General features: G+C 38.0%; 16 protein-coding genes and 1 tRNA gene. 5 read left to right on the top strand and 12 right to left on the bottom strand.

The genetic code is table 11. The features are described 5' to 3' along the window. Window positions 1-48: 48 nt before the first annotated feature. From BLT95_RS11745 to BLT95_RS11735, 3 genes are all read right to left on the bottom strand, one after another. A complete protein-coding gene (locus BLT95_RS11745) occupies window positions 49-1,209 on the bottom strand; it encodes a formimidoylglutamase (protein WP_089666366.1) in 1,161 nt (386 codons plus the stop codon). A 3-nt stretch (window positions 1,210-1,212) separates the two neighbouring features. Further along, window positions 1,213-3,741, bottom strand: coding sequence for a type I DNA topoisomerase (topA, locus tag BLT95_RS11740; protein ID WP_089666365.1), 2,529 nt, complete (start codon window positions 3,739-3,741; stop codon window positions 1,213-1,215). A 151-nt stretch (window positions 3,742-3,892) separates the two neighbouring features. Next, the gene (locus BLT95_RS11735) at window positions 3,893-4,906 is read right to left on the bottom strand and encodes a hypothetical protein (RefSeq protein ID WP_231896362.1); all 1,014 of its coding nucleotides are present in this window, start codon (window positions 4,904-4,906) and stop codon (window positions 3,893-3,895) included. Window positions 4,907-5,235: 329 nt separating this feature from the next. On the opposite strand from BLT95_RS11735, the gene BLT95_RS11725 reads away from it, so the two are divergent. After that, complete coding sequence (locus BLT95_RS11725) at window positions 5,236-5,472, top strand: hypothetical protein (protein ID WP_089666362.1); 237 nt, start codon at window positions 5,236-5,238, stop codon at window positions 5,470-5,472. Window positions 5,473-5,563: 91 nt separating this feature from the next. Further along, window positions 5,564-6,070 carry a hypothetical protein gene (locus tag BLT95_RS11720; protein WP_089666361.1) on the top strand — a complete coding sequence of 169 codons (507 nt, stop codon included), beginning with the start codon at window positions 5,564-5,566 and terminating at the stop codon, window positions 6,068-6,070. Here the strand turns inward: BLT95_RS11720 and BLT95_RS11715 are convergent. From BLT95_RS11715 to BLT95_RS11680, 7 genes are all read right to left on the bottom strand, one after another. Then, window positions 6,067-8,100, bottom strand: coding sequence for a thioredoxin family protein (locus tag BLT95_RS11715; protein ID WP_089666360.1), 2,034 nt, complete (start codon window positions 8,098-8,100; stop codon window positions 6,067-6,069). The two genes, BLT95_RS11720 and BLT95_RS11715, sit on opposite strands and share 4 nt — an antisense overlap. Window positions 8,101-8,194: 94 nt before the next feature. Next, window positions 8,195-9,391, bottom strand: a complete 1,197-nt coding sequence (locus BLT95_RS11710) for a GAF domain-containing sensor histidine kinase (protein ID WP_089666359.1) — start codon at window positions 9,389-9,391, stop codon at window positions 8,195-8,197. A gap of 1,315 nt (window positions 9,392-10,706) precedes the next feature. Beyond that, window positions 10,707-10,780, bottom strand: a tRNA-Asp gene (locus BLT95_RS11705). Window positions 10,781-10,866: 86 nt separating this feature from the next. Beyond that, window positions 10,867-11,796, bottom strand: a complete 930-nt coding sequence (locus BLT95_RS11700) for a DUF58 domain-containing protein (protein WP_089666358.1) — start codon at window positions 11,794-11,796, stop codon at window positions 10,867-10,869. A gap of 81 nt (window positions 11,797-11,877) precedes the next feature. Beyond that, on the bottom strand, window positions 11,878-12,195 hold the full coding sequence (gene trxA, locus BLT95_RS11695) for a thioredoxin (protein ID WP_089666357.1): 318 nt from the start codon (window positions 12,193-12,195) through the stop codon (window positions 11,878-11,880). A 279-nt stretch (window positions 12,196-12,474) separates the two neighbouring features. Then, window positions 12,475-16,860 carry a DNA polymerase III subunit alpha gene (gene dnaE / locus BLT95_RS11685; protein ID WP_089666355.1) on the bottom strand — a complete coding sequence of 1,462 codons (4,386 nt, stop codon included), beginning with the start codon at window positions 16,858-16,860 and terminating at the stop codon, window positions 12,475-12,477. A 406-nt stretch (window positions 16,861-17,266) separates the two neighbouring features. After that, the gene (locus BLT95_RS11680; RefSeq protein ID WP_089666354.1) at window positions 17,267-17,713 is read right to left on the bottom strand and encodes a PA2169 family four-helix-bundle protein; all 447 of its coding nucleotides are present in this window, start codon (window positions 17,711-17,713) and stop codon (window positions 17,267-17,269) included. Window positions 17,714-17,983: 270 nt separating this feature from the next. On the opposite strand from BLT95_RS11680, the gene BLT95_RS11675 reads away from it, so the two are divergent. Further along, window positions 17,984-18,580 carry a 30S ribosomal protein S16 gene (locus BLT95_RS11675; RefSeq protein WP_089666353.1) on the top strand — a complete coding sequence of 199 codons (597 nt, stop codon included), beginning with the start codon at window positions 17,984-17,986 and terminating at the stop codon, window positions 18,578-18,580. Window positions 18,581-18,593: 13 nt separating this feature from the next. Continuing rightward, window positions 18,594-19,121 (top strand): ribosome maturation factor RimM, encoded by a 528-nt coding sequence (rimM, locus tag BLT95_RS11670; protein ID WP_089666352.1) that lies wholly within the window; start codon window positions 18,594-18,596, stop codon window positions 19,119-19,121. Window positions 19,122-19,309: 188 nt separating this feature from the next. On the opposite strand, the gene leuS is transcribed toward rimM, so the two are convergent. Continuing rightward, the gene (leuS, locus tag BLT95_RS11665) at window positions 19,310-22,123 is read right to left on the bottom strand and encodes a leucine--tRNA ligase (RefSeq protein WP_089666914.1); all 2,814 of its coding nucleotides are present in this window, start codon (window positions 22,121-22,123) and stop codon (window positions 19,310-19,312) included. A gap of 144 nt (window positions 22,124-22,267) precedes the next feature. After that, on the bottom strand, window positions 22,268-23,332 hold the full coding sequence (locus BLT95_RS11660) for a 2-dehydropantoate 2-reductase (protein ID WP_347584292.1): 1,065 nt from the start codon (window positions 23,330-23,332) through the stop codon (window positions 22,268-22,270). Between the two features lie 143 nt (window positions 23,333-23,475). Here BLT95_RS11660 and BLT95_RS11655 point away from each other — a divergent pair, with 143 nt between their 5' ends. Further along, window positions 23,476-24,354 (top strand): permease-like cell division protein FtsX, encoded by an 879-nt coding sequence (locus BLT95_RS11655; protein ID WP_089666351.1) that lies wholly within the window; start codon window positions 23,476-23,478, stop codon window positions 24,352-24,354. Window position 24,355: the final 1 nt, after the last annotated feature.

Here is a 24,355-nt window from a genome sequence, read left to right as displayed (position 1 = left end):
ATTTCAGATAAAAATACAGTAAATCAGAATAATGTCTGAATATAATTTTTAGACTTCGTTTTTTCTTTTGGCTTTATACCAGCGTTCCGGAATTACCTGATTGCACGCCTCAAGGTAATCTTCTTCGCTGCAAGGTAATAACGTATGCCTTTTTAATTTAGTATTTACATTTGATAAAAATGGAATTTCGATCCACCAACGCCCACTTAGAGGGCTTTTGAAAAATACCAGAACTTCATCATCGATCGGCACTTGATACTTTGTAAACTCTTTTTTTGCCGAAATAGTATTTTCATTAGTACGATAATTTGCACCTTCAATGAAATACCATATAATTTGGGAAACAAGCATATTTGCAAGATCTCCCAAATGATTTTGATATTCGTAAACTCCAAAGGAAGACACTTTATCACTAATCCCCGCATATCTGGATAGCGCACAGATTTCCCTACCGTTAAAACCGTTAGGAGAATTAAAATATTCCGAATTCATAGACGCCGAATCTATCGCTCCCAGGTCCAGCCCCACCAGGTTTGCATTTCTAAAAACAGGTTCCATCAAAGAAATATCTGATGTTACTTCACCCAACCTGTATGCTTCAAAAAACAGGCGCTCCATCAATTCAATTTCTTCCTGAGAATTAAAGTAAGTTTGATAACCTAAAGCTGAATAATTAAATAAATTATAAGGCTTATTGACTACGATTTTTCCTACATAAGAATGGTTAGAAATTGTTTTTTCGGCATCTCCCAAATCAAATTTACCATCAATATTTACAAGGTTAACCATTTGATCCAGTTTGTCATAGGCTCTATATTGAGCATAAATAAGATCCTGACTCCCACCTATGATCACAGGCACTATATCCTGTTTAATCAAACCTTCAACGAGCGTTTGCACGGCAAAGTAGGTATCTTCCACGGTATCCCCCGGTTCAATATCCCCCATATCTGCCAGTTTAAGCCTCCAGTTTCCCGGGTATAAACTATAAAACTGACTCCTTATTCCATAAAAATCGGGAGACTCTGTCTTCTTTACTGCCATTCTATTCTCCCGAACACCAAATAGTGCAATGTTCACATTTTCTAAATCAGGAACACCCGATCTTTCGGAATGCACCTTAATTTGAGCACCTATGGATTGCTGATTTAAATGGCTAATCTTGTCCAGAAGGTCTTCATGCACCGGACTAAGAAAATCGAACTCCATACTTTATTTCTTTTTGGTAGTTTTTTTTGTGGTCTTTTTTGAAGTACTTTTTTTAGCCGTACTTTTCTTTTTAGCAGGCTTCTTTTTCTTAGTATTCTTCTCAATAATTTCTTTTACCTCCTCCAGCGTCAATTCATCTGCTTTTGTAGTTTTAGGCAACTCAACCTTAGTTTTACCTTTGATCACATTGAACCTTCCCCATCTGGCTTTTTCTACCCGAATTCCTTCTTCTTCCCAGTGTTGTATCAATTTATCACGCTCTTTCTGGAGCTTATCTTCTATAAGCTGCTCAATATCATTGTCTGAAAGATTATCAAAGTCATACTTCTTGTTCACATTAATGAACATATTGTTCCATTTCAAATAAGGACCAAATCTCCCAACACCTTTCTGAACAGGCATTTCTTTATACTCATAAATTGGAGCATCTGCCTTTTCCTTCTCCTTAACCAGCTCCATCGCTCTTTCAAAATCAACATTCAGGGGATCTTCGCCTTTTTCTAGTGAAACGAATTTCTTCCCAAATCTCACATAAGGACCATATCTACCATTGTTTACTTCTACCGCCTCTCCTTTATACTCGCCTAATTTCTTTGGAAGCTGAAATAGATCCATCGCTTCTTCATAAGTTAGGGTTTCCATATTCTGGTCTGGACTTAAGCTGGCAAACCTTGGCTTCTCTTCATCTTCTACGCTACCGATTTGAACCATTGGTCCAAATTTTCCTAATCTTACACTAACCGGCTTCCCGCTTTCAGGATCCTCCCCAAGAATTCTTTCTCCAACTTCTCTTTCGGCATTTTTGGCAACGTCCTGTACATGAGGATGGAAATCTTTATAAAACTCCTTCATCATTGCCGTCCACTCCTTATTTCCTTCAGCAATATCATCAAAGCTTTCTTCAACGTTTGCCGTGAAATTATAATCGAGAATGTTCGAAAAGTGATTTACAAGAAAGTCGTTCACTACCATTCCTGTAGCAGTGGGAACCAGCTTTCCTTTATCGCTACCAACGGTTTCGGTTAATTTTTTCTCAGAAAGCTTATCATTTTTCAGTTCATATTGCACATAATCCCTCTCTGTACCATCTACTGAACCTTTTTCGATATAATTTCTACTCTGAACAGTAGAAATCGTTGGTGCATAGGTAGAAGGTCTACCAATACCCAGTTCTTCCAGTTTCTTAACCAAAGAAGCTTCAGTATATCTATAAGGTGGTCTTGTAAATCTTTCGGTTGCGGTAATATAATCGCTATTTAGCTCCTGCTGAACTTTTAGTGCGGGCAACATTCCGCTTTGCTCTTCATCTTCATCATCGCTTCCTTCCAGATACACTTTTAAGAAGCCATCAAATTTCAAAACCTCCCCATTTGCAGTAAATTGATTGTCATGCTTATCTGCTTCAATCTTAACATTGGTTCTTTCCAACTGCGCATCACTCATTTGAGAAGCAATCGCTCGTTTCCAGATAAGATCGTACAAACGTTGCTGATCCCGCTCTCCTGAAATAGAGTGCTTTTGAAATCCGGTAGGCCGTATCGCTTCGTGAGCCTCCTGGGCACCTTTAGATTTCCCTTTAAACTGACGTGTTTTTGAATACTTTTCACCGTAAGCCTTAAGAATTTCTTCTTTAGCTCCCTTTCTAGCATCTTCGGAAAGGTTAACACTATCGGTTCTCATATAGGTAATATGACCAGCTTCATATAAACGCTGCGCCAGGGTCATGGTTTTTCCTACTGAAAAATATAATTTTCTCGCTGCTTCCTGTTGAAGCGTTGATGTGGTAAATGGAGGTGCCGGATTTTTCTTTGCCGGTTTAGTGGTAAGATCGGCAACCTTAAAATTAGCACCAATATTATCTTTTAGAAACTTTTCAGCTTCTTCTTTTGTTTCAAAATTCTTAGGGATCTTAGCCTTAAAAGACTTCCCCTCTTCTGTAGAAAATTCGGCATCTATTCTATAAGAGGCCTGCGGATTAAAATCTGTAATTTCGCGTTCTCTCTCCACAATAAGCCTTACAGCTACCGATTGAACACGACCTGCTGAAAGCCCGCCTTTCACTTTTCTCCATAAAACCGGCGAAAGTTCATACCCCACCAATCTATCAAGAACTCGTCTTGCTTGCTGAGCGTTTACCAAATTATAATCTATACTCCTAGGATTTTCAATTGCACGAAGAATTGCAGATTTGGTGATCTCATGAAAAACAATACGTTTCGTCTTTTCCTTCTTTAGCTTTAGCTCCTCTGCCAAATGCCAGGCAATCGCTTCTCCCTCACGGTCTTCATCACTTGCCAGCCATACCATTTCCGCATCCTTGGCAAGTCCTTTAAGCTTCCTAACTACGTCCTTCTTATCTTTGGACACAACATATTTAGGCGTAAAATCCCCTTCGGTATCTACCCCAATTTCCTTGGTTGGTAAATCGGCTATATGTCCAAAGCTGGAAGCAACTTTATAGTCGGTTCCTAGAAATTTTTCAATAGTTTTAGCCTTCGCAGGAGACTCAACAATCACTAAATTCTTAGCCATAAATCTGTTGGTTTGTAATTGCAAAAGTATATCAAATTTTTCTTCTGCCCGTTAAACTTGAACTAAAACCGGAAGATCCAAGCTTCAAACAGCTGAAATTGATACAAGTCTGGTGAGATTTTTTTTCAAAATACGTTCAGGAACAAACCATTTATTCAGTAAAATAAAATACCGAAGAGGCTCCGGCAAGATCATATTTTAAATCTGGCGCAATATTTCCTGAAATTGAAGTAGCGTCATTAAAGGCAAGAACGCGACCTCCATTATTTAAGACCTCTGCTACAAAAATTACGTTATAAGCCGCATTGTAAACAATATTTACGGGATTTCCCAATAATGTATTTTCACCGGAAATCCTTAATTGATCTTCGGTTTTAATGAATCCACCATTGGTGGCACTGGCAAATTTAGCATCAAAATCCTGAATAATATGCAACCCGCCATCTGATGCAGATTCTGCTTCGCCTATATCAGAGAGGACCATAGTTCCATTGTCATAATCCAGCCCGTGGGTTCTGATTAATCCCTGGACACCTACAATTTTATCGGCCGTGACTATTCTGTTGCTGGGGTTTGATTCTATAAAACTCCTGTAAACCGCTACTTTATTTGTTTCATCAACTACGGCATAAAGATCTGAACCAACAAATTCGATCCCCCAGACCTTAAATTTTGTGATCAGTACATTTCTTAGCACAAATCCTGTTTCAGTTTTAGTATAAACAAAAAGTCTCCCCTCAGGTGTAGTTTCATCCTCATCAAGATCTGTATTATCTGAAACCACATAAAACTGTCCATTTACGGCAAGATCCCTGGGACTCTCGAGATCTGAGGTTCCTACAATTCCCATTTCAGGGTTTTTGATTCCGCCAGAACCAAGTGAGTCAATATCGTTATAATTTTCAAGCCGATTTGAAGATCTGGAAACAATACTGATCGCATCTACTTCCGGAGAATAATAAAAACCCTCAATATCTGTAGATGCGCTATTATATCTCGTTACAACCCCGTCATTAATATCATATCGCCTGAGCTCCCCGTTATGGGTCGTAGCATAAAGGTGTGCTGTTTCGGAAGTTTCCACACCATTATTGAGATCGTCATTGTTATTACAACCTAACAACAAACAAGCAAGTATGCCTAAGTAAAAAAATCGCGGTGCCATGAAAATGAAATTTTTTACGAATATATAACGAAGAAAACTTCATGATCGTGTAGCGGCGTTAAATATCTGTTATTTGAAACTATTTTAACGCTGATTAATGCCAATAATGATCATCTTAAAAAAGAAAAAGAATTATGATAGAAGAGAAAGTTACAGTAATTACAGGAGGATAAAATTACGATATCGAGTAGGAGAAACTAGAACCGAAAATATTGCCGATGCAGTATTTTATACAGTTTCGCAACCCGATTCTTTGAATGTAACTGAACTATTAGTAAAACCGACAGGAAAATCCTGAATTGGAAACAAGTAATTTTAAAATAGAAAATATGGGAATTGGACATATAATGAAATTAGGAAGTAAATTTTTAATAAGAGGAGTTATTTACAAATCTGGCAAGAAAGCTGCGATCAAAGGCGGGAAAGTAGGAATAGGAATATTTTCTGTTCTTTATGCCGGTTATTTAGCGTACACTCTTTATAGCCTTCGAAAAGAAAGTATAAATGAACAAAAGCAACTAGGTGTAGACAGAGGTTGGGATCGTGAAACTGTAAAAGAAAACTAATTGCGATTCACATTAAATAATGGTACATGCATATCAATTTTAAATATCTCAGTATTCAATTCACTATATTGAGAATTGAAATCCAACTGAAATGGCACTAAGACTACTGCTTTTAATTATAATAATACCTGTTTTCGGTTTCACTCAGAATACGGAGTGTGCCTGTTGCAGCACTGAATATAAAGCTTTTGATTTTTGGGTTGGCAACTGGGAGGTTTTTGATCCTGAAGGCCAAAAGATTGGCGAAAATCTCGTGAAAAAATTAGAAGACAATTGTATCCTTAATGAGAACTGGATAAGTGAAAAAGGAGGCTCAGGAAAGAGTTATAATTATTATGATCCATCAGATGATACATGGAATCAACTATGGATAAGCAACACCGGAAACATTTTGAAATTAAAAGGTCGCCCACAACCCGATAAAATGGTATTGAAAAGCGAACCCAAAGAAGGAAAAAACGGGAAATACTATAACCAGATCACCTGGACTAAAAACCCCGATGGTAATGTAACTCAAAACTGGGAGATCTACGACCTGGAAGGGAATCTTACCAGCAATGCCTTTATTGGAATTTACAAAAAGAAAGCAAACGATTAGTCGCTGTTAAAAATACTACCGGAATCCCCACCTATACTTTGCACTGAAGTGGGACTGTCATTTTTAAAACTTTCAATTCCTTTTTTTAACCAACTATAATATTCTTCTGCATCTGGCTCATAGGCTGAAGGCGCAATAAGCATCTCTTCATTATGATCAATAAGAACATAATAAGGCTGCGCATTGGCTTTATATCTGGTGATCTGAAAATCACTCCATTTATTACCAATACTTTCAATCTCTTTACCAGTAGTTTCTGAAACATACTGCTCATTTTCTGGTAATTTCCTTTTATCATCTACATACAATGAAACCAGTACAATATCATTTTTCAAGGCCTCGAGCACCTGAGGTTCACTCCAAACCCGCTCTTCCATCTTTCTACAGTTCACACATGCGTGGCCCGTAAAATCGATTAAAACAGGCATCCCTTTTTCTTTTGCATACGCCAGGCCAACTTCATAATCGTGGAATGATATAATATCGTGTGGCCCATATTCAGCTCCATCAGGTAAACCTTCAGCATTAGCTTTAAAACCAGATTTCGAGCTTCCAATTCCATCTGGTGATTCGCTATATTGAAGCGGAGGGGGAAATCCACTAATCAATTTTAGGGGTGCACCCCATAGTCCCGGAATTAAATAAATCGTAAAAATTAATGCTATAAGCCCTGTAATTAATCTACCTACAGATATATGATCTTCTTTTGAATCGTGTGGTAATCTAATTTTCCCGAAGAGATAAAGTGCCAACATCCCAAATATCGCGATCCAGATTGCCAGGAATATCTCTCTTTCTATAATATGAAGTTGTAAAACAAGATCTGCATTAGATAAAAACTTGAATGCAAGCGCCAGTTCCAGAAAACCTAAAGTTACTTTTACCGTATTTAACCAGCCACCAGATCTTGGCAATGTATTTAACCAGCCAGGGAATGCGGCAAACAGCGCAAATGGCAAAGCAATAGCCAGAGAAAAACCTAGCATCCCAACAATTGGGGCAATCCCACCTTTTGAAGCTGCTTCCACCAGTAAAGTACCTACAATAGGCCCGGTACATGAAAATGAGACAATAGCAAGTGCTAGGGCCATAAAAAATATACCAATAAGACCGCCTTTATCTGCTTTAGAGTCAATTTTTGTTCCCCAACTACTAGGCAAAACAATCTCAAAAGCTCCCATAAATGAAATGGCAAAGATCACAAGAAGCACAAAAAACAACACATTGAACCAAACATTTGTAGATAATGCATTTAACGCATCTGCTCCAAAAATCACGGTTACCAAAATACCCAACAACACATAAATTACAATAATGGAAATTCCATAAAAAATGGCATTTCTTATCCCTGCGGCTCTTGACTTACTTTGTTTGGTAAAGAAACTAACCGTCATTGGGATCATAGGAAAAACACAAGGGGTTAACAGGGCTGCAAAACCAGAAAGAAAAGCAACAATGAATATTCCCCAAAATGAGCGTTTCTCGTTAGGGTTCGCCAGTGCAATTTCTCCCTTATTATTTTCAGATTTATCACTTAGAGTGCTCGCATCCTCAAGGCCGGCAGCATTTTCATTGATAATAAATTCAAATTCTTCGGTTTTAAAAATACAGGCTTTATCATCGCAGGCCTGATATTCTACTTTCGCATTTATTTTTCCAAGACTACTGTCTTTAACCTTTATATTCTGAACAAAGTTTGCACTATTCTTAAAGTAGGTGAGATCCATCTCAAAAACACTGTCATACTCGGTAATAGATTCACTCTCCTTGGTTTTACCCAACAACTCAAATTGTTCGCCGGCACTTTTAAAAATAAATACGGTTGGCAAAGCGCCTCCTTCAGGAAGATCTTGGGAGTATAAATGCCATTTATCTTCTATAAAGGCATTCACAACAAGTTGATATTCATCTTCAGAAATCTGCTTTACTTCAGTATCCCACTGAACAGGGTCATGAATCTGAGCCTGAGTGAAAAATCCCGTGAATAATATTATAAAGAGAAGGCTTTTTTTAAGCAAATTTTCTATCATATCATTGAAATCCTGATGATCCTTAATTCCTGGATTGCGCTCAAATTTAAGGAATTTAAAGAGAAATATAATTCAAGTTATTTCTAAATTAAAGCTACTTCAGAGGAAGGCTTAGCTTAATGGTTGTACCTATATCTTTTCCAGAAATGATATCAATTTCCCCAGCCAGGTCATGTACCAATTCTACAACCAGCCTAAGCCCCAAACCAAAGCCTTTTTCGCCAGATGTACCAAGGGATGATTTTAGCTTTTTCTCACGAAAATCCTCCAGAATATCTTCTGAAACTCCCATCCCACTATCTACGATGCAAAATATAAGATGTTTTTTTCCTTCTAGATCAGCAATGTCCAGGCTAATCTTGATCCAGCCATTAGACGGTGTAAATTTTATCGCATTAGAAATAAGATTACCGAAGATTGAAAATAGCTTTCTCCTGGAAAATGTGTAATCCCTATTGTGTGGATTAGTTTTAACCTGAAGATCAATATTTTTAGATTCGGCAGGCAACCTGTATAATTCCATTAATCTATCTGCTAATTGCTTTGAATTAATGTAACTCGTTTTTACCTCATCTATTGACTTTGCATTTTGAAGAATATCGTTAGTAAGCTCAAGAATACTATTTCCAGATTCTTTAATAAGCTTAAAATACTGAAGCTTTTCTATGTCACTGGAGTCTTCAGTTTCCGCAAGTTCTGCAAGACCGGTAATACCATTTATAGGCCCCCGTACATCGTGAGCAAGCTGATTTTTAGTCTTTACCGCTTCATTTAATGAAAATATCTTTCTATCCAGCTCTTTCCTAAGTTCCAGTTTCTTTACAATTTCCGAGGCCACAAGACCAAGCATGATCTTGCTTTTCTCACTAATAGTTTTAGGCGTTTTGTCCAGCACACACAATGCTCCTATAACATCTCCAGAATCAACAATTAAAGGAATTCCAAGATAGTAACTAAAACCAGATTTTCCCTTAGAAAACTCCTGATGCTTAAATTGTTCATCTTTATCCAGGTTTAAAATTTCAAGGGGTTTGCGAGATCTTATCGTCCTGTCACAAACTGAATCTTCTCTAGGCATTTGCAATAGTTTAATGGACTTGGAAGCCACCGTCCATTGAAAATAATTGTCAATTAAATTGATAACTGAAATCTGGGTACCTGCGATCATTGCAGCCAGTTCAACAAGCGGTTCAAATTCATCCTCCAATTCACCATAATCAAGATCAAAGTCGCTAAGGCTTTTAATCCTGTGATACTCAGTCTCAATATTTTCATTTATTCCATCAGACATAGACGATTTTTAAAATTGTAAAAGTAAGTTCGACGTATATAAAATGAATATTATGAACTTTTAGAAGATGCTCCGTAACATCAAAATTCATTTTCGTTCTTATAGAGTCTGAAATTGGTCTCGAAACTAACAGGTATCATTAAGTTAGTTCGATAAAACTGAGGATCTTATTAACAAAATGTAGTTTTCTGGTGACATCTCATAGAAACCAATGAGAGGCCAACCTGATTTTATAGAAAATGCGGTATTGACTTTAAAGCTTAGCCTCTAAATTTTCGACGAGACTTAAAATGCACAATTAAAAGGTAAATTGAAATTGGAATCCCGAGAATAGCCAGAGCAACGGAAGCGAAAAGAAGAAATGCAGTCATATTATCTGTATTCAGAATAGTCTACATAGGCACCGTTTCAGATGAAAATGTTTTCCATTTATTAGAAAACAAAACTATATAATATACAGGTAGATGACTATAACAATAAATTATATTATTACCGTTTTCCCCATATCAAAACTTTAAAAAAACAAAAAAGCCTCTTCCCGTTTATACGGAAAAAAGTTTTTCATTGGTTAACCAAAATCTTCACAACATAGGGTTATAAATCGGTTAACTACACATCCCTGCTTCCAGGGATAAACAACACAACTAATCATTAGTGCCAAAAAAAGCCCCCCGTTTAGAGGAGCTTTCTGCAACTTTGCGGTCTGAAGATCCCCTCATATATTATTGAATAAAGATTATATACAGGGGCAAAAAAGGTGTATCTATACTAGTATAATAATTAGAGTTATTACAATTGCTGAAAAAGCTATGATGGTCATGCTAATTGCTAATATACTTTCCTTGGTAGCTAAGTATTCCTCTCTGAAGCCTTCGTCTTGTTTAACTAATTCTTTCATTTACATATTTGTACTATCAAATATACCCCACATCTTCTTCTTTTAAAATACCTTTTTAAAGGTATTTTGATAATTCTTAATATAGATTAATTATAGCTGGCTAAGTAAGAAAGGGAAGTAAAGCCTTCATAAGACCTAAATTTTATTGATTAATAAAATGGCTCACCTCAAAAATATTTTAGCTCACCTTTTTTCGTCAGAAAAGTCTTTAAAGGATGTAAAGTGAAGAATATATAAAAACAAAAAAGCCTCTTCCCGTTTATACGGAAAAAAGCTTTTCATTGGTTAACCAAAATCCTCACAACATAGGATTATAACTCGGTTAACTACACATCCCTGCTTCCAGGGACAAACAACACAACTAATCATTAGTGCCAAAAAAAGCCCCCCGTTTAGAGGAGCTTTTTTGCAACTTTGCGGTCTGGACGAGACTCGAACTCGCGACCCCCTGCGTGACAGGCAGGTATTCTAACCAACTGAACTACCAGACCGTTGCGTTATTGCGAGGGCAAATATACGCCCCTTTTTAGATTCACCAAACCTTTTTTTAAAAATTTTCAAACTAAAAAATAAGACGCTATCCAAACTTTTGTTTTTCAAGTAAATAAGCTGTCAGAATAGTATCAAAATTTTTATTGATATCTGCCTCTACATACTTTATACGGTACTTAGCACATTGCATTTTAAGATCAGAAAGATATTTTTGCACCTCTTTTATATAATTTTCTCTAATATTATCTGAATAAAGATCTACCTCAGCTCCTGTTTCTACATCGGTAAATCTTCTAGGAGTGTTTTCAAAATTAAAATCCAATTCTCTTTTTTCGTCCATTACATGAAAAAGAATTACTTCGTGCCTGTTATATTTTAAATGCCTCAAGGCTTCAAAAAGTCTTTCTTCATCTGCGTCTGCCTGGAACATATCGGTAAAAAGAAAAATGAGTGATCGTCGTTTTAACTTTTCCGCTATCTGGTGCAAATACGTATAAGTATCTGTATTTTTTCTCGGTACCGAAGCACTTAAAATCTCATCTAGCCTACTCAAAAGCATGTGATGATGCCGCTCACTCGACTTCTCTGGAGCATAAAACTCAAATTCATCACTATACACACTTATACCCACTGCGTCTCTCTGTCGTTTTAAGATCTCCATTAAGCAGGCTGAAGCTAAAACTGAAAATCCAATTTTATTCAGAGAATTCAAACTCTGATCTTTCAGCGCTGGATAATGCATGGAAGCGGAATTATCTAATATAAGGTGACATCTTAGATTCGTCTCTTCTTCATAGCGTCTCGTATAGAGCTTTTCTGTCTTGGCAAACAGTTTCCAGTCTATATGCCGGGTACTCTCCCCGGTATTATAGATCTTATGCTCAGCAAATTCTGCAGAGAAACCGTGAAATGGACTTTTATGAATACCCGAAATATAACCTTCTACCACCTGCTTTGCTAATAGGTCAAGATTTAAAAATCCGCCGGTATTATGAAGTTCTTTTTCAATGTTCATAAGAAATATGAAAGTACCTGTATTTTATGAATAAAAAAAGCCCCGCACATGGCGAGGCTTTAAATTATATAGATTCAGTTATTACAATAACTGATCAATTGCATCAGCATAAGTTTGTTTTGGAGCAACTCCAACCTGACGTCCTACAACTTCTCCGTTTTGAAAAACCAGCACCGTAGGAATATTTCTAACTCCATATTTAGCAGCAAATTCCTGGTTTGCATCAACATCTAACTTTCCTACAACAGCTTTCCCGTCATACTCAGTACTAATTTCATCGATAATCGGTCCAACCATTCTACAAGGTCCACACCATGCAGCCCAAAAATCTACCATTACAGGCTTATCACTTTTAAGTACCTGTTCTTCAAAATTTGCGTCAGTTATTTCAACAGCCATAATATCTTATTTTTTATGTTTCTAATTTGATTCGTAAAAGTAGTCAATAAAATAAATATTCCTTACACCTCCAATATTGCATTTGACTATGAGCATATTGGTTACTTTTATTTGGGGTCCTCCCCTCGCCCCCGCTCGGGGTCGGGCTTTCGGCGCTACACGGTAGCTTGCCTCAATCCCTGGCCCAAGCCCTGATGAGTATCCGTCAAGCTGAACTTGTTTCAGCTTCTCATTTTTAAGATCCTGAATCAAGTTCAGGATGACAACTTAAGAAGGATTTTAGTTCAACTTATACATAAATTGCTCCTTCTCTAATGCTTCTATCAATTCCTGAGAAATCCTGATCTTATGTTTCCTGCTCGGCATTCTTAATTTTACCTGCTCCTCCATTTCATAAACCACAAAATTTAAATGGCAGTCTCCCTTATGAGACATAAAAGTATCCTTTAGCCATTCGATCTTCTCATTCTTAAGATCATTGATATTCAACTGGATCGTCAACTTTTTTGCATTCTTATCCATTACATCATGTAATAGGCCAATTTCCCTGAATTGAATTCTGGGTTCGCCTTTCTTACCTGTATCTTTATTCGTCCACCCCTCTTTTACGAATATCTTCATATGAATAAAATTATTCGGAACAAAGAAATGCTTCATCCTCAAATACTCTTCCCCGAATATTTTGAACTCATAAGATTCATCATAATCTTCCACTGTAAAGATGGCCCAGCCTTTTCCATTTTTAGAAACTCTATGCTGAACATCAACCACCACGCAACCCATAGTCAACTCTCTGTTCACTACCGACTCAAGGTCTCTGCAATCTGATAATTTCCCATTACAGAAATAGCTCATCTCTATCTTAAAATCATCCAATGGATGACCAGAAATATAGATTCCCACCACTTCTTTCTCCCGGCGTAGCTTTTCCATGGTTCCCCATTCTTCACATCCCGGAACTTCCGGTTCTGGAATTTGAACATCACTCGCTTCACCAAATAAGCTTACCTGAGAAGAGTTTTGATTCTCTTGAAACTTCTGAGCATACTTCACCACTTTTTCCAGGAAGCTCATTCCGCTGCCGTCATCATGAAAATATTGTGCTCTATGAGTTTTACCAAATCCGTCAAAACCTCCTGCTAAAGCAAGATTCTCAAATGCCTTTTTATTCGCAGATCTCAAGTCTATTCTTTTAGCCATATCGAAAATAGATCGATAAGGACCTTCTTTTGTTTTTCTGTTTTCTACTATTGTTGCAACCGCTCCTGAGCCCACTCCTTTGATTGCACCCATTCCAAAACGAACGGCATTATCTTTATTTACAGAGAACTTATAGTACGATTCATTTACATCTGGCCCAAGCACATTCAATTTCATACGCTTACATTCCTCCATAAAGAAAGTAACCAATTTAATATCGTTCATATTATTAGAAAGCACTGCCGCCATATATTCTGCAGGATAATGGGCTTTTAGATAGGCAGTCTGGTAAGCGATCCAGGCATAACAGGTAGAGTGCGACTTGTTAAAAGCATAAGAAGCAAAGGCTTCCCAGTCTTTCCAGATTTTCTCCAGCACCTCTGCAGGATGTCCTTTTTCGTTTCCACCATCTATAAATTTAGGTTTTAATTGTGCCAGTAGCGCCACAAGCTTTTTACCCATCGCTTTACGAAGCATGTCGGCTTCACCCTTGCTAAAACCGGCAAGTTTCTGCGACAAAAGCATCACCTGCTCCTGGTAGACTGTAATTCCGTAGGTTTCTTCCAGGTATTCCTCCATTTCCGGTAGGTCATAAGATATCTCTTCGTCTCCGTGTTTTCGGGCGATGAAACTTGGAATATACTCCATAGGTCCCGGGCGATATAAAGCATTCATGGCAATAAGATCATCAAAAACCGTTGGTTTTAATGCCTGCATGTGCTTTTGCATCCCCGGAGATTCATATTGGAATATCCCAACTGTTTCTCCTCTCTGGAACAACTTATACGTCTCTTCATCATCCAGCGGAAAGCTATCTGGATCCAGATCTATATCATGCCTTCCTTTTACGATTTTTACGGTATCCTTAATTAAGGTCAGTGTCTTAAGACCCAGGAAATCCATTTTTAGCAGACCCGCACTTTCAACGACCGAGTTATCAAACTGGGTTACATACAAATCGGAGTCTTTTGCTACCGATACCGGCACATAATTGGTAATATCACCGGGAGTGATGATCACTCCACAGGCATGAATACCGGTATTTCGTACTGAACCTTCCAGAATTCGTGCCTGGTTCACCGTTTGAGCTTCCAGGTCATCTCCTTCAGAAATATTAAAGAGTTCATTTATTTTCTCAATTTCATCCCCACGGAATTTAGACTTTATGGTCTTATCATCCATGGCGAAAAGCTTTCCGAGTTTGGTATTTGGAATAAGCTTCGCTATCCTGTCAGAATCCATTAAGGGCAAATCCAGCACTCTTGCAGTATCACGAATGGAAGATTTTGCCGCCATCGTACCGTACGTAATGATCTGCGCCACCTGGTTGGCACCATATTTTTTGATCACATAATCCATCACCCGGCTTCGACCTTCATCATCAAAGTCGATATCAATATCGGGCATACTCACACGATCCGGATTCAGGAAACGCTCAAAAAGCAGATCGTACTTCATAGGATCGATATTCGTGATCCAGAGACAATAGGCTACCACAGATCCTGCGGCAGAACCACGCCCCGGCCCAACCGAAACTCCCATTTCCCGGGCAGCACGAATAAAATCTTCTACAATAAGGAAGTAACCGGGATATCCGGTGTTTTCAATTACCGACAATTCGAAATTAAGCCGTTCCTCAATTTCAGAAGTAATTTCAGGATATCGTTTTTTAGCGCCTTCAAAAGTGATATGTTTTAAAAAAGCATTTTCTCCTCTTTTCCCCCCATCTTTTTGATCCTCTTCGCTTAAAAATTCCTCCGGAATTTCGAAAGCCGGAAGCAATACATCCCGGGCTAGCTCAAAAGGTTCTATCTTATCTACAATCTCCTGAATATTACTAATAGCATTAGGCAAATCTTTGAAAAGCTTTTTCATCTCGCTGCCCGACTTGAAATAATATTCTTCGTTAGGAAGTCCGTAACGGTAACCTCGCCCACGACCTATTGGCGTTGCCTGTTTTTCCCCGTCTTTCACACAGAGTAGAATATCATGCGCATTGGCATCTTCCTGCTTCCAGTAATAAGTATTATTAGTAGCAATTAATTTTACGTCATGCTTTTTGGAAAATTCAACTAAAACCGGGTTCACCCTATTCTCATCTTCCTGCTCATGACGCATCATTTCAATATAAAGATCGTCACCAAATTCCTCTTTCCACCAAACCAAAGCTTCTTCGGCCTGCTTCTCCCCTAGATTTAATATTTTACTTGGAACTTCTCCATAAAGATTTCCGGTTAAGACAATGATATCTTCTTTATACTGTTTTATCACTTCCTTATCTATACGTGGCACATAATAAAAGCCTTCTGTATAAGCCTTGGAAGACATTTTAGCCAGATTGTGATAGCCATTTTTATTTTTGGCAAGCATCACTATCTGATAGCCATTGTCTTTTCGGCTTTTATCAGTATGATTCTCACAAACAAAGAATTCGCAACCAACAATTCCCTTTAATGGTTTTTTGAGGTCTTCACCATTCTCTTCGGCAGTGGCATTATGTTCTTTTACACTTTTATTATAAGTCCCAATTTCTTTTACGAAATGGAAAGCTCCCATCATATTCGCATGATCGGTAAGCGCTACCGCATTCATATCTTCTTCAGCCGCAGCGGCTACAAGATCGGGAATACTTATCGTTGATTGTAAAACTGAGAATTGTGAATGATTATGAAGATGAGCAAATGGAACCTCATCCAGTTTCTCCAGGTTCTCCTGGATCTCTTCATTGGAAATATCATCTGAAGGCTGTTGCTTTTCCAGTCTTTTTCTGATCTTATCTGAAGCTTTCTTTAAATTGATATGCTTCAGGCCGATCAGCTCAATTTTCTGTGGATTCTTTTCAGAAAAGTTTTCAAAATAATCTGAAGGAACATCCAGCTCCTCGATGGTATAGATTCTTTGCCTGATTAATTCAAGAAAGCAACGTGTAGTTGCTTCCACATCGGCGGTCGCATTATGCGCTTCCGCAAATGCTTCATCAAATAAAAATTCGTGTAATTCGGTAAGTGTGGGTAATTTAAATTTCCCTCCGCGACCACCGGGAATTTTACACAATTCGGCAGTAGTTTCGGTACAGGTATCCAAAACAGGCATTTCCTGAAGTGTATTTTCAAAATCTCTTCTGATGAATTCTGCCCCCATAATATTGAGATCAAAACCAACATTCTGCCCCACCACAAATTTTGATTTTTGCAGCGCTGTATTGAATTTCTCAAGAACTTCATCTAAAGGGATTCCCTGTTCTTGGGCGAGATCTGTAGAAATGCCATGAATACGTTCAGAATCATAGGGAATATCAAAACCTTCCGGTTTAACCAGGTAATCCTGGTTTTCAATAAGATTTCCCATCTCATCATGCACCTGCCAGGCTATCTGTATACATCGTGGCCAGTTATCAGAATCGGTTAAAGGTGCATCCCAACGCTTAGGAAGTCCGGTAGTTTCAGTATCAAAAATGAGGTACATTCAGTAATATTTTATGCCTTTTCAGAAGAAAATTAAATGATTCAGCAGACTAAATCATCCTGGCTAAAATAAGGAACTTTGTGACTGAAATAAAACATAGTTTTCAGGAATTATCAACTATAAAAATATCCTTTTCGAATACCCCATTTTTGCTAAGCTGAATTTGTTTTGGACTACTAACTATGTGAAAAATTCTTTTAAAACAGCAAATGGATTTAGAATGATAGGCTCCTGAATTCCAGAATAAATTCAAATAAAAAAGCCTCACAAAAATCTGAAAACTCAGATGATCTGTGAGGCCTGATACGAACACTAAAAACTACTACTTCAATCAAACATTGCTCGCATCTATTTTAATGTTTCAGATTAGAATTTTCAGAAAATCCTTAACATCTGAATTAGTTGGTTACGCCTGTTTTTCAAGGGTCTTTACTTCGTTTAACGAAGCCACGATCGCATTTTTCTGCTTCATCAATATGTTCTGAGTAGAAGCAGGCATTTCTTTTTCTTTCATAACATTTTCGTATTCTTCTACAGCAGATTTTTCTCCGCGGATCGCTTCTTCCAGTACAGATTCGTCTTTGTCATTAGAAAGACTTGCTTTCAGGTTCATCCAGGATCTATGAACATCTCCTTTTAAACTTGAACCTTTATCTGGATTTTCTCCAAAATTTCTAATCTCAGATTTTAACTCATGTCCAAAATCATATCTTTCCTGTGCTCTTTGAGTAAAAAAGCTTTTTAGATCCTGTCTTTTTACTTTTTCCGCTGCCAATTTGTATCCTTTCTCAGCATCATAATTCTTTTCCAATAATTCATTTAACTTATTAGAAACTTCTTTTGAATAACTCATAGCTTTAATTTTTTTGTTTTTCCTTGAGTAAATATAACACCACGAATCCTTCTCAACAACCTATTTAACAGGGTTTAGCACTAATTAACCTCTTTTAACAGCAAGCTAAATTTTTAACTAAAAATCTTCCCAACTATATAATCAACACTTAATTTCTTACACGAAAAGACACCTCTAAATAAAACCTGCAAAAACTTGAAAATTAGAAAAATGTAGTATCTTTGCACACTTATTAATAATCGGGGTCGAGAACCCCAAAATTTAATTTTTATGCCAGTAAAAATAAGATTACAAAGACACGGTAAAAAAGGAAAACCTTTTTTCTGGATTGTTGCTGCGGATACCCGCGCAAAAAGAGACGGTAAATTTTTGGACAAATTGGGAATCTACAACCCTAACACGAATCCTGCTACTATTGAATTAGATGTAGACGGAGCTGTTAAGTGGTTACAAAACGGTGCTCAACCAACAGATACCGCTCGTGCTATCCTTTCTTATAAAGGAGCACTTCTTAAGAAACACCTTGCTGTAGGAGTTTCTAAAGGAGCTTTAACTGAAGAGCAGGCTGAAGAGAAATTCAACGCCTGGATGGAAGAAAAAGAAGGAAAAGTAGATGCTAAGAAAGATTCTTTAGGAAAAGCTAAAGAAGCTGAAAAAGCAAAAGCTCTTGAAGCTGAGAAAGAAGCGAACGCTAAGCGTGAAGCTGAATTCAAAGAAGCTGAGGAAGCTGAAGCGAAAGCTGCTGCTGAGGCTGAAGCTGCTGCAACTGCAGAAGCTACAGATGAGGCTACAGTAGAAGCTGCTGAAGAAGAGGTGGAAGCTGCAACTGCAGAAGAAGCTAAAACTGAAGACAAAAAAGACGCTTAAATAGCAGCCAGCGATGACTAAGGAAGAATGTTTCTACCTCGGAAAAATCGTTGCGAAATTTAGCTTTAAGGGAGAGGTGCTCATTAAACTGGACACCGATGAACCCGAAACTTACACAGAAATGGAATCAGTGCTCGTTGAATACAACGATAATCTGGTTCCATTTTTTATTGAAAGATCTTACCTGCATAAAAGCACCTTACTCCGTGCTAAATTTGAGGACATAGAAACAGAAGAAGACGCCGAAGATATGATTGGCGCCCATGTTTACCTCCCTCTTTCCTTTCTACCTGAACTTCCGGAAGATAAATTCTACTTTCACGAAATTATTGGCTTTGATGTAGAAGATGCTACTCATGGAAACATAGGCAAAGTAGTTTCCATTAACGATTCTACTGCCCAGGCTCTTTTCGAAATTGAAAAAGACGGAAAGCAGATCCTTATCCCAATGAATGATGAATTTATTGAAAAAGTGGATAAGAAGAATAAGGTGGTAAAGGTTAAAACCCCGGAAGGCTTGGTTGATCTTTATTTAGGTTAAATCTCACTTATTTTTTCCTTTATAGTTTTCAGTATTTAAGACATGCTGAAACAAGTTCAGCATGACGACAACGATTTCCAAGACCCATATCGTCACCCTAACGCAATCAATGGTCTATCTATTCTAGGTATAATAAAAAACCGCCTCCTTTCGAAAGCGGTCATTATCAGTTTATGTAGTTCATTGGTTTACCCTACAATATTTACAATTTTACCCGGCACCACGATCACTTTCTTAGGGGTTCGACCATCCAGTTGTTTTTGAGTTCGCTCATCTGCCATCACCGTCTTTTCAATTTCATCTTTACCCATATCTAATGGAAGTTCCATAGTAAATCTCATCTTTCCATTAAAAGAAACAGGATAGTTCTTCATACTTTCTACCAGGTACTTATCTTCGAATTCGGGATATTTAGCCGTGGTAACAGATTCTGAATAACCTAACTTCTCCCAAAGTTCTTCCGCTATATGCGGAGCGTAAGGTGCGATAAGAACAGCCAAAGGTTCTAGAATTTCGCGAGAATTACATTTTTGAGCAGTTAACTCATTCACACAGATCATAAAAGTAGAGACTGATGTATTAAAGCTGAAATCTTCAATATCTTCCGTTACTTTTTTGATCGTCTTATGAAAAGTCTTTAAAGAATCTGCAGAAGCTTTATCATCGGAGACAGAGAATTCTTCTCCATTATGATATAATTTCCAAAGCTTTTTCAGAAAATTATGTACTCCGGTAATCCCGGCAGTGTTCCAGGGTTTTGCCTGTTCCAGTGGTCCGAGAAACATTTCATACATCCTCAAAGTATCTGCTCCATAATCTTCGCAGATCTCATCTGGATTTACCACATTATATTTGGATTTAGACATTTTTTCCACTTCCCTACCAACAACGTATTTACCATCTTCCGTCAGGAATTTCGCATCAGCAAATTCTGGCCTCCATTTTTTAAAACCTTCAATATCCAACTCATCAGAAGAGTTAACCAGAGATACATCAGCATGTATCGGCTGAACATTATTTCCTTTGATCTGGTTTTTGGAAACAAAAACATTCTCCCCTTCAAGTCTATAAACAAAGGCACTTGTTCCAAGGATCATCCCCTGGTTAATCAATTTTTTGAATGGCTCCTCAACCGTCAACCATCCGCGGTCATGTAAGAATTTGGTCCAGAATCTCGAATATAACAGGTGCCCGGTAGCATGCTCGCTACCACCTATATACAAGTCAACATTTTTCCAGTATTGCTGAGCTTCTTCAGAAACAAATCGATCTGGATTCCCGGCATCCATATACCTGAAAAGATACCAGCTACTTCCTGCCCAACCCGGCATGGTATTCAGCTCTAATGGAAAGACGGTTTTATCATCGATTTTATCATTCGACACAACATCATTCTTTTCAACATCCCAGGCCCAATCTGTTGCATTTCCTAATGGCGGTTCGCCGGTTTCTGTTGGAAGATATTTCTCCACTTCAGGCAACCTTAATGGAAGATGCTTCAGGTCTATCATTTTAGGCAAACCATTCACGTAATACACCGGGAACGGCTCTCCCCAATATCTTTGGCGGCTAAACACCGCATCTCTAAGTCTGTAATTTGTTTTTCCGTAACCCTGGCCAGTTTTTTCAAGTTCCAGGATCACTTTATTCAGCGCTTCTTTATATTCGAGTCCGCTTAGGAAATCTGAATTTGCGATCACCGTTCCTTCCTTCCCCGCATATGCTTTCTGGGAAACATCCACATTTTCGAAGATATTCGGAATTGGCAACTCAAAATGTCTTGCAAAATCATGATCACGCTGGTCTCCGCACGGAACGGCCATTACCGCGCCGGTTCCGTAACCTGCAAGTACATAATCTCCGATCCAGATTGGTATAGATTCTTTAGTGAAAGGATGTTCAGCATAAGCACCCGTAAATACACCACTAATGGTCTTCACATCGGCCATACGCTCACGCTCACTCCTTTTGGCACTGGCCTGAATATAAGCGTCCACTTCTTCTTTTTGTGCTGAAGTAGTTATCTCTTTTACCAGGTCATGTTCTGGTGCAAGGGTCATAAAACTAACTCCGAAAATAGTATCGGGACGGGTAGTGAAAACACCAACTTTGTGATCTGTATCTTTTATATTAAAATCCACATGAGCTCCAACAGATTTCCCGATCCAGTTACGCTGACTTTCCTTTAAACTTTCAGTCCAGTCGATATTATTAAGATCCTGAAGTAGTCTTTCCGCAAAAGCAGAAATTCTCATACTCCATTGTGTCATTTTCTTTCTAACTACGGGGTATCCTCCACGTTCAGAAACACCGTTTACGATCTCATCATTCGCAAGAACGGTTCCAAGTTGCGGACACCAGTTCACTTCGGTTTCTGCCAGATAAGTTAATCGGTATTTTAATAGAATATGCTCCTTTTCATCCTGAGAATATTTATTCCATTCTTCAGCTGAAAATTCTGATACATCATCATCACATGCGGCATTTATTCTCGAGTTACCTTCAGAAGAAAAAATGTCTTCAAGCTCAGAGATCGGGCGGGACTTTTCCGATTCCCTATCATACCAGCTTTCAAAAAGCTGAATAAAGATCCATTGCGTCCACTTATAATAATCTGGCTCGCTGGTTCTCACTTCCCGACTCCAATCGAATGAAAATCCTATTTTATCTAATTGTTCACGATAGCGAGCAATATTATTCTCTGTAGTTACCGCAGGATGCTGACCGGTTTGAATGGCGTATTGCTCCGCCGGAAGACCAAAACTATCATATCCCTGAGGATGCAATACATTAAAACCTTTATGCCTCTTAAAGCGCGCATAAATATCACTGGCTATATATCCCAGCGGATGCCCAACATGTAAACCAGCTCCCGAAGGATAAGGGAACATGTCCAGCACATAATATTTTGGTTTTTCAGAATCGTTTGAGGCTTTAAAAGTCTGGTTTTCTGCCCAGTATTTCTGCCATTTTTCCTCGATCTTATTAAAGTGGTAACTCATTTTCTGTCGCTTTCTTTTACATTTCGTCATACTGAACCTGATTCAGCATCTAAAAATAAGACCCTGAATCAAGTTCAGGGTGACGGTTTTAACCTGCCTGCAAAAATACAATTTTCAAGGACTTATGCGGAAAGTTTGGAAGTTCTATTCTTTCGATTTTCTGGCTACTGCCTCCATAGGTTTCAGGCACTCATAGATATACCTGTTAACTGGAGTCTTGACACCCAGTTTTTCCCCTTCTTTTACTATAAAGCCATTGAAATTTTCCAGTTCTGAAGGTTTACCATTCATGATATCTCTCTGAGTAGAGGAAGTAGTTCCTTCCGGTTGAGCACTGATAGTTTCAAAGACCTTTTCTAAATGCTTCTCGGAAAGTGGGATTCCTTTTGCATTTGCAACTTCTATGATCTCCTTTGCTGTATTCTGCATCATGTCATGTAAATAATCACTCTCCCGAATCTTATCGATGGAAACACGCGTCAACCCTCCAATACCGCTTACCGTAGAGATAAAAAGAAATTTCTTCCAGACCTCTAATTGAATATTTTCAGGGATTGAATTCGCAATTCCAGCTTCTTCAAATACATTTTTAAGCTTCAAAATTCTATCTGACTTTGAATTATCGATTTCTCCAAAAGTGATCTTTGGATCAAAAGCCGCATGTTTAATTTTTCCCGGTTTTTCAATATAACTAACCACAAAACAAAGTCCGGCAAGCACGTTTTTCTTCGGAAGAATTTCCTGTAATTTCTCTACATTATCTGCTCCGTTCTGCAATGGAAGCACCATGGTATCTTCACCTATGATCGGTTTTAATTCTGCAGCTACGGAAGGAATTTGCCAGGATTTGATTCCCAGCATAATAAGATCTGGTTTTGGGATTTCTGAAATATCAGAAGTGGCAACTTTAGGCTTTACCTTAAAATTCCCTTTAATGCTTTCAACCTCAAGTCCGTTTTTCTGAATTTGCTTTAAATGCTCTCCTCTGGCGATCATACTTACATTGAAACCTGCATTGGCAAGTTTTCCACCAAAATAACCTCCAACACCACCTATCCCATAAACCAGTATTTCCATAATTCGATTTTTATCAAATTTAGGAAAGATTCTATGAACGTCACCCTGAACTTGATTCAGGGTCTTTAGATGAGATGCTGAATCAAGTTCAGCATGACATCCCTGTGTTGCACTGAGCTTGTCGAAGTGCATTTCTTCAAACGCATACTTCGACAGGCTCAGCATGCCATTATGAGATAAAAAAGAAGGATTCCCAATATTTTTAAAAGTTTAAACGTTTTAAAGATTGAGAAAGCTGAACTTTCTTATTTTTACAAAAAATCTGGAGTGACTCTATGACCACATCTTTTGAAAGGTATCAGAAACGCCGACTTATATCTTCCTATTTTTCAGTAGTTATCAGTATTTCTCTGGTATTATTCCTGTTAGGAATGCTGGGCCTCTTGGTATTGAATACAAAAAAGGTTGCCGATCATTTTAAAGAGCAGATCGCACTGACGGTTTACCTGAAAGATAACGCCAAGGAAGTTGAAATCGAGCAATTAAAGAAAAGCCTGGCCATGGCCGACTATACCAAGTCTACCACGTATGTTTCCAAGGAAGATGCAGCCGAGGCACATAGTGAAGAAATTGGCGAAGATTTTATGGAATTCCTGGGGTATAATCCGCTTCAGAATTCTATAGATGTATATATGAACGCCGATTTTGTCTCTTCAGAACAGGTAGACCAGATCGCAGGAGCTCTTACTTCAAAGAATTTTGTAGACGAGGTAGTTTATGACAAACCGCTTATCGCTTTATTAAACGATAATGTGAAAAAGATCAGTTTCTGGGTTCTAGTAGCCAGCTCCGTTTTCACATTTATTGCAGTATTACTAATCAACAGTAGCATTAGATTGGCGGTATATTCAAAAAGATTTATTATTAAAACCATGCAAATGGTTGGCGCCACCAAAGGTTTTATTAGAAGACCATTTATATGGCAAAGTGTAAAACTTGGATTGATCGGGGCTATTTTAGCATTGATAGGAATGGCTGCTGTATTATATTACCTGAACAATAGTTTTACTGAACTTAATCTTTTGGGGGACGTAAAAATGCTCGTGATCCTGTTTTCAGGGATTTTCCTGATGGGAATTGTAATTACATGGATAAGTACGTATTTTGCGACCTCGCGTTTTCTAAACCTGAAAACCGACGAACTTTATTATTAGA

The sequence above is a fragment of the Gramella sp. MAR_2010_147 genome (assembly GCF_900105135.1).
Classification (GTDB): domain Bacteria; phylum Bacteroidota; class Bacteroidia; order Flavobacteriales; family Flavobacteriaceae; genus Christiangramia.
The sequence above is the reverse complement of the archived record's forward strand: the minus strand, read 5'-3'. Positions and strand labels throughout refer to the sequence as shown.